Raw genomic sequence first — 12402 nt, 5'->3', positions numbered from 1 at the left:
TGTCCTTTCATCGGTCGGTGGCGGGGATCCGGTCGCGGACCGAGGCGGCCAGCACGGAGACGAAGAAGCAGGCGACGGCGGACGCGGCGACGGTCGCCCCGGCGGCCGTCCCGAAGTGCCAGGAGATCAGCAGCCCGCAGACGGTGGCGACCGCGCCGATGAGGGCGGCGCCGGCCATGATCGCCGGGATCCGGTCGGCCCACAGCGCCATCGCGGCGGGCGGTGCGATCAGCAGGCCGAAGACCAGGAGCGTGCCGACCACGTGGAAGGACGCGACGATCGCCAGGGTCAGCAGGGCCGTCATGAGTCCCTGCGCCAGACCGGGCCGCAGCCCGAGGGTCGCGGCCTTCCGGCGGTCGAACGCCAGCGCCGTGAAGGACCGATGGCACGCGACGGTGATCAGCAGCGCAGCGACGAGCGCCCCGGCCAGGACCAGCAGGTCACTGCCGCGCACCGCCAGCACGTCGCCGAAGAGGAATCCGGTGAGGTCGACGGCGAAGGACTGGGAACGGGACACGATGATGACGCCTGCCGCGAGCATGCCGACGAACAGCAGTCCGATCCCGGTGTCTCTGGACAGCCGGGAGGAGCGGGACAGCGCGGTGACGCCCAGGGCCATCGCCACCGAGCTGAGCGCGGCCCCGAGCAGGAGGCTGCCTCCGAGCAGCGAGGCGATGGCGACGCCCGGCAGCATGCCGTGGGCCATCGCGTCGCTCATGAAGGCCATGCCGCGCAGCACCACCCAGGTGCCCGCGAGGGCGCAGATCACCGCCACGAGCAGTCCGCCCCACAGTGCTCGCGCCACGAAGCCCACCTCGAAGGGGCCGGTCAACCATTCCACGGCGAGAACTATAATGACAATCATTTGCAATAGCCAACCGCATGGAAGAGTGATCCCCGACATGTCGAACGCGATCGAGCTGACCGGTGTGAGCGCACGCCACGGTGCCGTGACGGTACTGCACGAACTCACCGTCTCCATTGCGGCACAACAGATCACGGCTCTCACCGGACACAACGGCTCGGGGAAGTCGACGCTTCTCGGCGTCCTCGCCGGCGTTCACCCTCCCGCATCGGGAGCGCTGCGGCGGACGCACGCGGGACGGGCGGCGCTCGTGGTCCAGCGCAGCGAGGTTCCCGACGCGCTGCCCATCACCGTCCGGCAGGCGGTGGCGATGGGCCGCTGGGCGCATCGGGGCGCCTGGCGGCGCCTCACCAGGGAAGACCGGTCCATTGTCGACCGGTGCATGGAGCGCCTCGGCATCGCCGCACTCGCCCGCCGCCGGCTGAGCACGCTCTCGGGCGGGCAGCGCCAGCGCGTCCTCCTCGCTCAGGGTCTCGCGCAGGAGTCGGATCTCCTCCTCTTGGACGAGCCCGCGACCGGCCTCGACGCGGAGGCCAAGGCCCAGATCGCCGCCCTGCTCGCCGAGGAGAGCGCTAGAGGGGTGACGGTCGTCCACGCCACGCACGATCCCGAGGACGCCGCGAGCGCCGATCACCGCATCGCCCTGGCGAACGGACGCCTCGTGGTCGATGAGGCGGCCAATGGTGTGACTGCCGCCTCACAAAATCGATGAACGTTCAACTATTAGGGAGGCTAGCCTAATCTGGCGCGCGCTAGGCGGTCGCGAAGGCCGCGTCCACCAGATCCCGAAGGGAACTCCGATGCATCCCGGCCCGCGCGCACTTCCCACCGCCGCAACCGCCTTCCTGCTCCTGGCCACCCTGGCCGGCTGCGGCGCCTCCGAGCCCGTCCCCGAGACGACCACCGCCGCAGGCGAAGGCGCGACCTCCTATCCGCTGACGGTCGAGAACTGCGGCCAGGAGGTCGTCTTCGACGCCGCGCCCCAGCGCGTGGTCTCCCTCGACCAGGGCTCGACGGAGATCCTGCTGTCGCTCGGACTCGAGGACCGCATCGTCGGCACGGCCTCGTGGACCGACCCGGTCCTGGAATCGCTCGCGGAGGCCGGCTCCGGCGTGCCGCGACTGGCCGACGAGGCCCCCGCCTACGAAGTGGTCATGAGCGCCGACCCCGACTTCGTCACCGCCTCCTTCGGCCGCCACTTCGTCCAAGGCGGCGTCGCGGGCCGGGACCGGTTCGCCGAGACCGGGATCGAGTCCTACCTCTCGCCCACCGACTGCGACGGCGGCGTCAGCATCAACGGCGGCGGCACCCGCACAGAGCCGCTCACGTTCGACCCGCTCTACCAGGAGATCCGCGAACTCGCCCAGGTCTTCGACGTCCCGAGCCGCGGCGAGGACCTGGTCGCCGAACTCGAAGCCCGCCGCCAGGCCGCGATCGCAGGGATCACCGGCACCGGCCTGACGGTCGCATTCTGGTTCTCCGACCTCAAGACCCCCTACATCGCCGGCGGGCTCGGCGCACCCGCGCTCCTCGCCGACCAGGTCGGCGCCGAGAACGCGTTCGGCGACCTCGCCGACGACTGGCCCGCCACCACATGGGAGACCGTCGTCGACCGCGACCCCGACGTCATCGTCCTGGCCGACCTCGCCCGCGAACGCTGGCCCGGCGACCAGGCCGCGGAGAAGATCGAGTTCCTCACCACCGACCCGGTCACCAAGGACCTCACCGCCGTGGCCGAGGAGCGGTTCATTCTGCTGACCGGCGCCGAGCTCAACCCCTCGATCCGGATGGTCGACGGGATCGAGGCGCTCGCCGCCGGACTGCAGTCCATCGAGGCCGCCGCGTGACCACCGCGCTCGCGGAGGCCGCACCCCCGCGCGGAGGGACGCGCCTGCAGTTCGCCGCTGTCAGCCTCGGCGCCCTCGCCCTCCTGCTCGCCTCGATCGGCGCGGCGATCACGCTCGGCCCCGCCGACGTGTCCCTGATGAACGTGCGCGACATCCTTCTCAACCACCTTGCGGGAGCAGAGATCCCGGTGCGCGTCTCCAAAGAGGCGATCGTGTGGCAGGACCGGCTGCCACGCGCGCTCGTGGCCGCCGCCTGCGGCGCCGGACTCGGCCTGTGCGGCCTCGTCCTCCAGTCGCTGCTGCGCAACCCGCTCGCCGACCCGTACGTGCTGGGGATCTCCTCGGGCGCCTCCTCCGGTGCGGTGGTCGTCGCGATCCTCGGCGTCGGCACCGCCGGCTTCGGGGTGCCCGGCGGCGCGTTCGTCGGTTCGCTCGTCTCCTTCGCCGCGGTCCTGCTCATCGCGCGCCTCGCCGGCGGCGGCGACGACAAGCTCATCCTCGCCGGGATCGCGGTCACCCAGATGTTCTCCGCGCTCACCTCGTTCGTGATCTTCGCGTTCGCCGACTCGGACGCGACCCGCGGCGTCATGTTCTGGCTCCTGGGATCGCTCGAAGGCGTCCGCTGGAACGGTGCGGCCCTGTGCGGGATCGCCGCGCTCGCCGGGACCGTCCTGTGCCTGGCGCGCGCACACGTCCTCGACGCCTTCGCGTTCGGCGACGAGGTCGCCGCCTCCCTGGGCGTCCACGTCAGACGGGAGCGCGCCGTGCTCATAGCCGCAGCGGCGCTGCTGACCGCGGTCATGGTCAGCATCGCCGGCGCGATCGGATTCGTCGGCCTCGTCCTGCCGCACGCGGCCCGGTACCTCGCCGGGCCGCTCCACCTGCGCCTCGTGCCGGTCACCGCGCTCGTCGGCGCCGTCTTCATGGTCTGGGTCGACGCCCTCTCGCGGGTCGCCTTCTCGCCCTCGCCGCTGCCGATCGGCGTCAGCACCGCGCTGGTCGGCGTCCCGGTGTTCATCGCGATCATGTTCCACCGAAGGAGGACCCTGTGACGCTCCAGGCCCGCGAGGTCTCCTGGGACCGGGGCGGCAGACTCGTCGTCGACGGCGTCTCACTGCGCCCGGAGCCCGGCGAGACCGTCGGCCTCCTCGGCCCGAACGGCTCGGGCAAGTCCTCCCTCATCCGCCTGCTCGCGGGCATCGCACGGCCCACCGCCGGAGTCGTGACCCTCGACGCCCGCGCGCTGCCGACGGTGCCCCGCCGCGAGGCCGCTCGCGCCATCGCCGCGGTCACCCAGCACGCCGACACCACCGCGGATCTCACGGTGCGCCATATCGTGGCCCTCGGCCGCATCCCGCACCGCGGCGCCTTCGGCGGCGATCGCGGCGCCGACGACGAGGCCGTCGCCGAAGCGTTGGCGCGCACCGGGCTCACCGCGAAGGCCGGGCAGTTCTGGCACCGGCTCTCCGGGGGAGAGCGCCAGCGCGTCCACATCGCACGCGCGCTCGCGCAGCGGCCCCGCGAACTCCTGCTCGACGAACCCACCAACCACCTGGACATCCGGCACCAGCTCGACCTGCTTCGACTCGTCTGCGAACTGCCGGTCACGACGATCGCGGCCCTGCACGACCTCAACCTCGCGGCGATGTTCTGCGATTCGCTCCTGGTCCTCAAGGACGGCAGGGCGGTCGCGGCCGGAACCCCCGCCGAAGTCCTCACCGCCGACCTCATCGCCGAGGTCTACGAAGTCGAAGCGGCGGTGAGCATCGGCGATGCCACTGGACGGCCGCAGATCGCGTTCACGCCGCATCGACCCGCCGTGGCGCCCGGCCAGCCGTGAGGCAGTGCTCCCGCGGTGACGGAGTCGGGACGGAACGATGGCGGCCCAGGTCAGATTGGTCCGGTTGTCCTGCAAGACATTGCGTGTGTCGAATCGGAGAGTGGCCGGTGGAGTCGTTGCGTGGAGGCGATCCGGAGCGGATCGGGCCGTACACCCTCATCGCGCGGTTGGGCGCGGGTGCGATGGGCCAGGTGTACCTGGGGGAGGACGGGGACGGCCGCCGTGCGGCCGTCAAGCTGCTCAACCCCGAACTCGCCGTCAGCCCCGAGTACCGCGAGCGGTTCGCGCGCGAGTTCGCCGCGGCGCGGCGGGTCGCGGGGGACCGCACCGCGCACGTCGTCGACGCCGACCCGGAGGCCGAGCGGCCCTGGCTCGCCACCGCCCACATCCCCGGGCCCACGCTGCGGGAGCACGTGTTCGAGCACGGGCCCTTGGGCCCGGCCGCGGCGGCGGCCCTCGGGGTCGGCCTCGCCGAGGGCCTGGCCGCCATCCACGCCTGCGGGCTCATCCACCGCGACCTCAAGCCGAGCAACGTGATCATGGCCGAGGACGGGCCGCGCATCATCGACTTCGGCATCGCGCGGGCGGTGGACGCCAGCACGCTCACGGGGACCGGAACCGTGCTCGGCACGTACGGGTTCATGTCGCCCGAGCAGATCACCGCCGACACGGCCGGGACCCCGAGCGACGTGTTCGCACTCGGCTGCGTGCTCGCGTTCGCCGCCACCGGGAACGGCCCGTTCGACGCCTCCACGGTGCCCGCGGTCATCCACCGCGTCCTCTCCGAACCGCCGCGGCTCGACGGCGTCCCGCATCGGCTGCGCCCGGTCCTCGAAGCCTGCCTTGCCAAGGCGCCCGAGCAGCGCCCGACCACGGACGAGCTCCGAGTCGGGCTCACCGCCGTGACCGACCCTCCCACCGCGGTCGACCCGGATGCCGGGGTGCCCGACTTCGCGCCGGGCCGGTCCGGCCCAGCTGCGCCGTTCCCTGCCGGCGACACCGTCGTGCAGCCGACGCCGCCCGACGCGAAGCGCGGGCCGGCCCGGCGGGCGCTCCTGGCCGGCGTCGTCGCGGCGCTCGCGGCGGCCGTTCCACTGTGGCTGCTGCTGGACCGCGACGATTCGCTCGGCGGCGGTTCCGGCGGGGACGCGAAGCGGATCGGGATCGCGCTGCCCCACAACTCCGAACCCCGCTGGAACTACGACGGCGAACAGCTCACCTCCCTGTTCGAGGCCGCAGGCCATGACGTCCTGCTCCAGTACGCCGACGGCACCGCCGACTCCCAAGCCACCCAGATCGAGCGCATGCTGGAGGACGGCGTCGACGCCCTGGTGGTCGCAGTGATCGACCCGGCCGCCGAGCGGGACGCGCTCGAACGGGCCAGGGACGCGGGCGTGCCCGTCGTCGCGTACGACCGCCTGGTCGAGGACGGGGCCGTCGCCGACTACTACGTCGGGTTCGACCTCGCGCGGGTCGGGGCGCTCCAGAGCCAGTACATAGTGGACCGGCTCGGACTCGACGGTCAGACCGGTCCCTTCCGCTTGGAGGTCTTCGCGGGCGCGTCCTCCGACCCCGTGGCCCGGCTCTTCTTCGACGGCGCTTGGGAGGTGCTGCGGCCCTATGTGGAACAAGGCCGGCTCGTGGTGCCCTCCGGGCAGACGAGTCTGGAGCAGACCGCCACCGAGCGATGGGATTCCGCACTCGCCCGGTCCCGCATGGAGGACCTGCTGGCGTCCTTCTACGACGACGGGACCCGGCTCGACGCGGTCCTGTCCCCGTACGACGGCATCACCGCGGGCGTCATCGACGCGATCCAGAACGCCGACATCGCGATGCCGCTGGTGGTGGGCCACGACCCGAGCGCGGAATCCCTGGCGTACCTGGAGGACGGCCTCCAGGCCATGACGGTCTTCAACGACCCGAGTACGCTTGCGCAGGCCACAGTGGACCTGCTAGCGACGGTCCTCGCCGGGGAGGACCCCGCCGCGGCCGCCGCCGACGTCCCTTCGGTGTACCTCGAACCGGTCGCCGTGGATGCGCAGAACTGCCAGGAGGTGCTGATCGACTCCGGCTACCTCGACCCCGGGTGACGGCGGCCGCGTGCGTTCACCGCGGGGGGCATCTGCGAACCGCCCGTCTCGAAACGGGACTCGTCGGACGCGGCGGTTCGCACGGGTATCGGATGAGTGGCAACGGCATCGCCGTGCGGCGAGGGCACGGATCTGGAAGGAGGCGCGACCGGTGACGGACAAGCGGATCGAACTCGGCATCGATTTCGGGACTTCTCACACCATCGCGATGCTCGGCTCCGAGGGCGGCCCAGGCCGACCGCTGATCTTCGAGGGGTCGCCGCTCCTGCCGTCGGCGGTGTTCGCCGATGGGAGCGAGTTGATCGTCGGCAGGGCCGCACTGCAACAGGGGCGGCGCAGGCCCGCCGCCCTGGAACCGCATCCGAAACGCTGGATCGATGCCGACGCGATGCTCCTGGGCGGCAGGGAGGTCGCCGTCCCCGACGCGATCGCAGCGGTCCTGGGGCGCGTGCGGGCCGAGGCGAAGCGGGTCGCCGGGGTGCCGGTGTCGGTCACGGTCACCGTTCCCGCGACGTGGGGGCCGACCCGAAGACTGGTCATCACCGACGCCGCCGAACGCGCGGGGCTCGGCGCGGTGCGGCTCCTGCCCGAGCCCGTGGCGGCGGCCGCGTACTTCCTGCACCGCCTGGGCCACCGGATCGGCGAGGGACAAACGGTCGTGGTGTACGACCTCGGCGCGGGCACCTTCGACGCGACAGTGGTGGAGCGGCGCGACGGCGGTTTCACGGTGCTGGCCCAGGACGGACGCGACGACCTCGGCGGCCTCGACATCGACGCGGCGATCGCCGACCACCTGCGTCTCCAGCATCCCGATGAAGCAGGTGAGGACGGGCAGGGCCGCCACCGCCAGGAACTGCAGGAAGAGATCCGTCTCGCCAAGGAGAGCCTCTCGACCTACAGCCATGCAGCGGTCACGCTCCCGGCTTCGAACCGAGAATCGCACCTCACTCGCGGTGAACTCGACGACCTGGCTCGGCCGCTCCTGGCCCCGACCGTCAAGGTGACCCGGGCGGTCATCGCCGCAGCCGGGCTCTTGCCGGCCGCGACCGCGGGGGTGTTCCTCGTAGGGGGCGCCTCCCGTATGCCGCTCGTCGCCACCATGCTCCACCAGGCCCTGGGCCTCGCGCCGACCGCGATCGACCACCCGGAGCTGGTCGTCGCCGAAGGCAGCCTGGCCGCGCCGCCGGACGACGAGCACGCCGCAGACCCGATGCCGCCCGCCGCCTCCGGGACACCGCCGGTCGAGCCGGCGCCGCGCATGGACTACCGACCGAGCCCCCTGCCTCCCCCGTCCCCGTCGCGTCGGTGCCGCAGCACACCGACCGCCGGCCGCTGCCTCCGGATCCCGGGCAGCCGAGGACCAAGGGTGCGGCAGCGGCGCGCGTGCCCGTGCCGGTCGTCGTCGCCGCGGTGCTCCTGGCGTTGCAGGCCATGCCGTTCCTGCCGTTGTGGGGTGGCGCGATCGAGACCGGGATCGAGGTGGGCGCGCTGTACTTGTACAGCTGGGATCTCCTGTTCGGCGGTGCCTACGTGATCGTCTTCCTTGCCATGTGCGCTTCCGCCGCCTCGGTGGCGCTGCTCCTGCGGCGCATCAGATGGGCGCCCGTGCTCGGGGTGTACACATCGCTCGCGGTCCCGGTCGCCGTCATGCCGATGCTCCCGAACTCGGCGGCCATTTCGAACTGGAACTTCCTGCTGGGCCTGCTGCTGATCGTGCTGCCCGTCGCCGTCATCGTGAACCTGTCGCGGCAGCGCACCCAGGACTGGTTCGCGGCGGTGCCGCGGCCCGCCGACGCCCGGGCCCGCAATCGCCGCGGCATCACCGCCGCCGGACAGGCGGCGGGCCTGGTGCTGGGGGCCTTCCTCCTGGCCGCCTACTGTAATGAGGTCGCACCCGACGCCTTCTGGTAGCCATTCGCCGGGAGAACGGGGGACGAGGCGGTGAACCCCGGGGCCGGCGTCGGGATCGTTGCGGCGCAGCCTGATCGTCAGTCGAGGGCTTCGATGATGCGGAAGTCGCGTTCGAAGCCGGCGGGGAGTTCGGCCAGCGCCTTCTCGTAGGCCGCGCTCTCGTATGCGGCGACCGCCCGTTCGAAGCTGTCGAACTCGATCAGGACGACGCGCTCGGCGATCCCGGCCTCGTATGCGGCGACCCGGCTGCCGATGCCGGCGAGTAGCCGTCCGCCTGCGGCCTTGACGGCCACACCTGCCAGCTCGTTGTAGGACTCGAGTCCCTCGGGGTCCTCGATGGCGGGGTAGACGCTGACCCAGTAGCCCTTGGGCATGTGGAACCTCCAGTGTTGGAATGAGCGCTTCGGATTCCGAAGCGCCGGCGATGTGCGATACTACTGCTTCGATATCCGAAGCGCAAGAGTTCGACGGAGAGCCATGAACGCGACGCCGATGCCGGGCCGGCCGGTCCGCGGTTCCACCACCGGCCGATCGCTGATGGCGGCACTGGACCTGTTCGGGCGCCGCTGGACGCTGCGCATCGTCTGGGAGCTGAGGAACGGGCCGCTCGGCTTCCGGCTCCTGCAGCGGCGCTGCGACGGCATGTCGTCGAGCGTCCTGCGGCAGCGGCTCACCGAGCTCCAAGAAGCCCGGCTCGTCGAGGTGCTGCCCGACGACGGCTACTCCCTCACCCCGCTCGGACGCGACGCCCGCGAGTCCCTTGATCCGCTCATCGAGTGGTCGCAAAGGTGGGCCGCCGAACTCGCCGACGCCCCGCCCGCTGCCGCCGAGGACGCCGGCGACGGCCGGCGCAACCGGTCATGACCCGGTCTGCGCACGGGACGGCTCCGTGCCGTCTGCGACCGGCTGGGCTCCTCGGTTGCTACGCCTACAGCCGTCCCGACGGCGACGGCCGTCTGGCGGCGCGCATGTCCGCGCCCTCGATCGGCGTCGAAGAGGACATCGCCGACGCCGACAGCACCGCCTGCCTCGCCGCGATGCTCGCCGGACAGGGCCTCGGCTCCATCACCGTGGACATGGGCGATGCGCTCGGGAGCCCCGCCGCGATCACCGCGGCCGCACCGGCCGGCTCGCACGCCGGGATTCGCCTCAGCGGCACCGCGATCGCCGCCCGCCGCGTCACGTTGGCGCTCTGATGGGGGCCGAGTAGCATTCCGCAAGTGATCCTCCGCAGCCGATCCGCTTGTCGCCCATGAGCGGCCGTAACGCCACCGCCGGCGACGGGCGGATCGCCGCGGTGCTGTGGGACGTCGACGACACGCTGTTCGACCATTCGGGTGCGGAGCGGCTCGCGGCGCTCGAGCACCTCGCGTCCGAAGGGCTGCTCGGGCGGTACGGCTCCGAGGACGAGGCCGCCGCCCACTGGCACGAGGTGTCGGAGGCGTTCGTGCGGCGCTATCTCGACGGGGCGCTGACCTTCCAGGACCAGCGGCGGGAGCGGGCGCGCGCCCTCGCGGGCCGGGCGTTCACCGACGACGAGGCCGATGCCTGGTTCGGCGGCTACCTGGGCGCCTATCAACGCCACTGGCGGGCGTTCCCCGACACCGTGCCGGCGCTGGACGCGCTCGCCGCCGGATACCGGCACGGGGTGCTTTCCAACAACGCCGCCTTCCAGCAGGACCAGAAGCTCCGCGCCCTGGGCATCCGCGACCGCTTCGAGGTGCTGGCCTGCGCCGAGGAGCTCGGTGTCGCGAAGCCCGCGGCCGCGGCCTTCCACGCCGCCTGCGCCGCGCTCGACCTGCCGCCCGAAGCCGTCGCCTACGTCGGCGACCTGGCCGACAACGACGCCCGGGCGGCCGACGCCGCCGGACTCACCGGCATCTGGCTCGACCGGAGCGGAACCGAACCGGAACCGGACGGCCCCATGCGGATCACCTCCCTCGCGGAGCTGCCCGCGCTCCTCGCCGAGCCGCGCCGATTCAGCCGAGCCGCCTAGCACTCGATCCCCGGACGGCGGCGGACTGTCGAACCGGCCCGTGCCGCCTGCCGAGCGACCGATCCGACCTCCCGGACCAACCATTGACAATTGGAAATATTGTCATGGATGATTGTTTTAGCAGTTGGTCCAACAAACGTTCGTGAGCCGCTCCGGCTCGGTCGGACCGCCGCGGGAGCGAAGCGAAGGCGCTGGCCTTCGAACGTCGGCGGCGATCGGGAAGATGTGAAAAGGGGGCCCTCGTGGGCGCTACAAGGATCAGGTTCAGGGCCGCGTTCGCGGCCGTGCTCTCGGCGGTGGCAGTCGGGCTGTCGGTCGCCAGTTGGCCGCCGCCGGCGTCGGCCGACACCATGACGCAGTTGAACGCCTCGCAGATCGTCGCCGAGATGGGAGCGGGCTGGAACCTTGGCAACAGCCTGGAGGCCAACGCCAACGGCGTCCCGAGCGAAACCGCGTGGGGCAACCCCGCCGTGACACAGGCGCTCATCGACCGCGTGCAGGCGGCCGGGTTCGACACGATCCGCATCCCGGTGTCGTACCTGAACCACATCGGTCCTGGCCCTGACTACACGATCAACCCGACCTGGCTGAACCGCGTCCAGCAGGTCGTCGACTACGCCTACGACCGTGGCATGTACGTCGTGATCAACATGCACGGCGACGGGTACAAGACCGTCGGCGGCTCCTGGCTCATCTGCGACGCGGCGAACCAGACCGCGATCAAGGCCAAGTACCAGCGGGCCTGGCAGCAGATCGCCACCAGGTTCCGCGACTACGACCAGCACCTGATCCTCGAGTCGATGAACGAGAACTTCGACGGCCAGTACGGCGACCCGACCCAGCCGTGCTACTCGAACATCAACGCCTACAACCAGATCTTCGTCGACACCGTGCGCCAGACCGGCGGGAACAACGCCTCGCGGTGGCTGCTGGTCCCCGGCTGGAACACCAACATCGACTACACGACCGGCAACTGGGGATTCGCGATCCCGTCCGACAACCACCGGTCTCCCGCCATCCCCAGCGCGGAGCGGCGGATCATGATCTCGGTCCACTACTACTCGCCGTGGGACTTCGCCGGAGAGGAGAACGGGACCATCACCCAGTGGGGGCCGGGCGCCGCGAATCCGTCGAAGACGTCCACCTGGGGCCAGGAGGACTACATGGATTCCCAGTTGAAGAAGACCTACGACGCCTTCGTCACCAAGGGCTACCCCGTCGTGGTCGGCGAGTACGGCGCCATCGACAAGTCCTCGCACGACTCGGCGAACAACCGGTACCGGCAGGACTTCGCGCGCACACTGGTGTCCACCGCCAAGAAGTACGGCGCCGCCACGATCTACTGGGACAACGGCTACAACGGGCAGTACGGGTTCGGGCTGTTCAACCGGTCCAACAACTCGGTGACCCAACCGGGCATCGTCGACGCCATCATGACCGGCCTCGGAACGGGCCAGCCGTCCACCTCCGTGGCGATCGTCGGCGCGGCTTCGAACCGGTGCCTGGACATCCCGAACGCGTCCACGGCGAACGGGACCCAGGCGCAGCTGTGGGACTGCAACCAGCGCACCAACCAGGCGTTCACCCGCACCGCCGCAGGTGAACTGCGGGTCAGCGGCAAATGCCTCGAAGCCGCACGCTGGGGGACCGCCGCCGGCACCAAGGCGGCCATCTGGGACTGCCACGGCGGCAACAACCAGAAGTGGACCGCCAACGCCGACGGCACCATCACCAACGTCCACAACGGACTATGTCTCGACGCCAACGGCGCCGCCACCGCCAACGGCACCCCGATCATCCTCTGGACCTGCACCGGCGCCGCCAACCAGCGCTGGGCCCTCCGATAGCGACCC

13 protein-coding genes are annotated in these 12402 nt (G+C 71.3%); 11 read left to right on the top strand and 2 right to left on the bottom strand.

Going from position 1 to position 12402, the window contains the following annotated elements; genetic code table 11:
• Positions 1-7: 7 nt before the first annotated feature.
• Positions 8-841, bottom strand: a complete 834-nt coding sequence (gene aztB, locus GFD30_RS01275) for a zinc ABC transporter permease AztB (RefSeq protein WP_322632814.1) — start codon at positions 839-841, stop codon at positions 8-10.
• A gap of 13 nt (positions 842-854) precedes the next feature.
• Here aztB and aztA point away from each other — a divergent pair, with 13 nt between their 5' ends.
• The 7 genes from aztA (at position 855) to GFD30_RS26115 (ending at position 8553) form a co-directional block, all read left to right on the top strand.
• Positions 855-1577, top strand: a complete 723-nt coding sequence (aztA, locus tag GFD30_RS01270; RefSeq protein WP_153023392.1) for a zinc ABC transporter ATP-binding protein AztA — start codon at positions 855-857, stop codon at positions 1575-1577.
• Between the two features lie 88 nt (positions 1578-1665).
• Positions 1666-2712 carry an ABC transporter substrate-binding protein gene (locus tag GFD30_RS01265; protein WP_153023391.1) on the top strand — a complete coding sequence of 349 codons (1047 nt, stop codon included), beginning with the start codon at positions 1666-1668 and terminating at the stop codon, positions 2710-2712.
• Positions 2709-3764, top strand: a complete 1056-nt coding sequence (locus GFD30_RS26580) for a FecCD family ABC transporter permease (RefSeq protein ID WP_322632812.1) — start codon at positions 2709-2711, stop codon at positions 3762-3764. Before GFD30_RS01265 ends, GFD30_RS26580 begins: the two co-directional genes overlap by 4 nt.
• Positions 3761-4552, top strand: coding sequence for an ABC transporter ATP-binding protein (locus GFD30_RS01255; protein ID WP_322632811.1), 792 nt, complete (start codon positions 3761-3763; stop codon positions 4550-4552). Before GFD30_RS26580 ends, GFD30_RS01255 begins: the two co-directional genes overlap by 4 nt.
• A gap of 107 nt (positions 4553-4659) precedes the next feature.
• Positions 4660-6642 carry a substrate-binding domain-containing protein gene (locus GFD30_RS01250; protein ID WP_153023389.1) on the top strand — a complete coding sequence of 661 codons (1983 nt, stop codon included), beginning with the start codon at positions 4660-4662 and terminating at the stop codon, positions 6640-6642.
• Between the two features lie 151 nt (positions 6643-6793).
• Positions 6794-8176 (top strand): Hsp70 family protein, encoded by a 1383-nt coding sequence (locus GFD30_RS01245; protein ID WP_153023388.1) that lies wholly within the window; start codon positions 6794-6796, stop codon positions 8174-8176.
• Positions 8173-8553 (top strand): hypothetical protein, encoded by a 381-nt coding sequence (locus tag GFD30_RS26115; protein ID WP_194201808.1) that lies wholly within the window; start codon positions 8173-8175, stop codon positions 8551-8553. Before GFD30_RS01245 ends, GFD30_RS26115 begins: the two co-directional genes overlap by 4 nt.
• A gap of 77 nt (positions 8554-8630) precedes the next feature.
• On the opposite strand, the gene GFD30_RS01240 is transcribed toward GFD30_RS26115, so the two are convergent.
• Positions 8631-8927 carry a DUF1330 domain-containing protein gene (locus tag GFD30_RS01240; RefSeq protein WP_153023387.1) on the bottom strand — a complete coding sequence of 99 codons (297 nt, stop codon included), beginning with the start codon at positions 8925-8927 and terminating at the stop codon, positions 8631-8633.
• A gap of 103 nt (positions 8928-9030) precedes the next feature.
• Between GFD30_RS01240 and GFD30_RS01235 the strand changes: the two genes are divergently transcribed.
• The 4 genes from GFD30_RS01235 (at position 9031) to GFD30_RS01220 (ending at position 12396) form a co-directional block, all read left to right on the top strand.
• Complete coding sequence (locus tag GFD30_RS01235; RefSeq protein WP_153023386.1) at positions 9031-9417, top strand: winged helix-turn-helix transcriptional regulator; 387 nt, start codon at positions 9031-9033, stop codon at positions 9415-9417.
• Positions 9418-9521: 104 nt separating this feature from the next.
• Complete coding sequence (locus GFD30_RS01230; protein WP_227995701.1) at positions 9522-9749, top strand: hypothetical protein; 228 nt, start codon at positions 9522-9524, stop codon at positions 9747-9749.
• A 56-nt stretch (positions 9750-9805) separates the two neighbouring features.
• Positions 9806-10549 carry an HAD family hydrolase gene (locus GFD30_RS01225; RefSeq protein ID WP_153023385.1) on the top strand — a complete coding sequence of 248 codons (744 nt, stop codon included), beginning with the start codon at positions 9806-9808 and terminating at the stop codon, positions 10547-10549.
• Positions 10550-10791: 242 nt separating this feature from the next.
• Entirely contained in the window at positions 10792-12396 is a 1605-nt protein-coding gene (locus GFD30_RS01220; protein ID WP_153023384.1) for a cellulase family glycosylhydrolase, read from the top strand.
• Positions 12397-12402 lie beyond the last annotated feature (6 nt).

Source organism: Glycomyces albidus, from assembly GCF_009451885.1.
Classification (GTDB): domain Bacteria; phylum Actinomycetota; class Actinomycetes; order Mycobacteriales; family Micromonosporaceae; genus Glycomyces; species Glycomyces albidus.
This window is presented reverse-complemented; position numbering and strand designations above follow the sequence as displayed.

Bases quoted from the DNA above. Each gene is read 5' to 3' on its own strand.
- aztA (WP_153023392.1), top strand. From the start codon at position 855: ATGACAATCATTTGCAATAGCCAACCGCATGGAAGAGTGATCCCCGAC.
- GFD30_RS01240 (WP_153023387.1), bottom strand. From the start codon at position 8,927: ATGCCCAAGGGCTACTGGGTCAGCGTCTACCCCGCCATCGAGGACCCC.
- GFD30_RS01235 (WP_153023386.1), top strand. From the start codon at position 9,031: ATGAACGCGACGCCGATGCCGGGCCGGCCGGTCCGCGGTTCCACCACC.
- GFD30_RS01265 (WP_153023391.1), top strand. From the start codon at position 1,666: ATGCATCCCGGCCCGCGCGCACTTCCCACCGCCGCAACCGCCTTCCTG.
- GFD30_RS01230 (WP_227995701.1), top strand. From the start codon at position 9,522: ATGTCCGCGCCCTCGATCGGCGTCGAAGAGGACATCGCCGACGCCGAC.
- GFD30_RS01225 (WP_153023385.1), top strand. From the start codon at position 9,806: ATGAGCGGCCGTAACGCCACCGCCGGCGACGGGCGGATCGCCGCGGTG.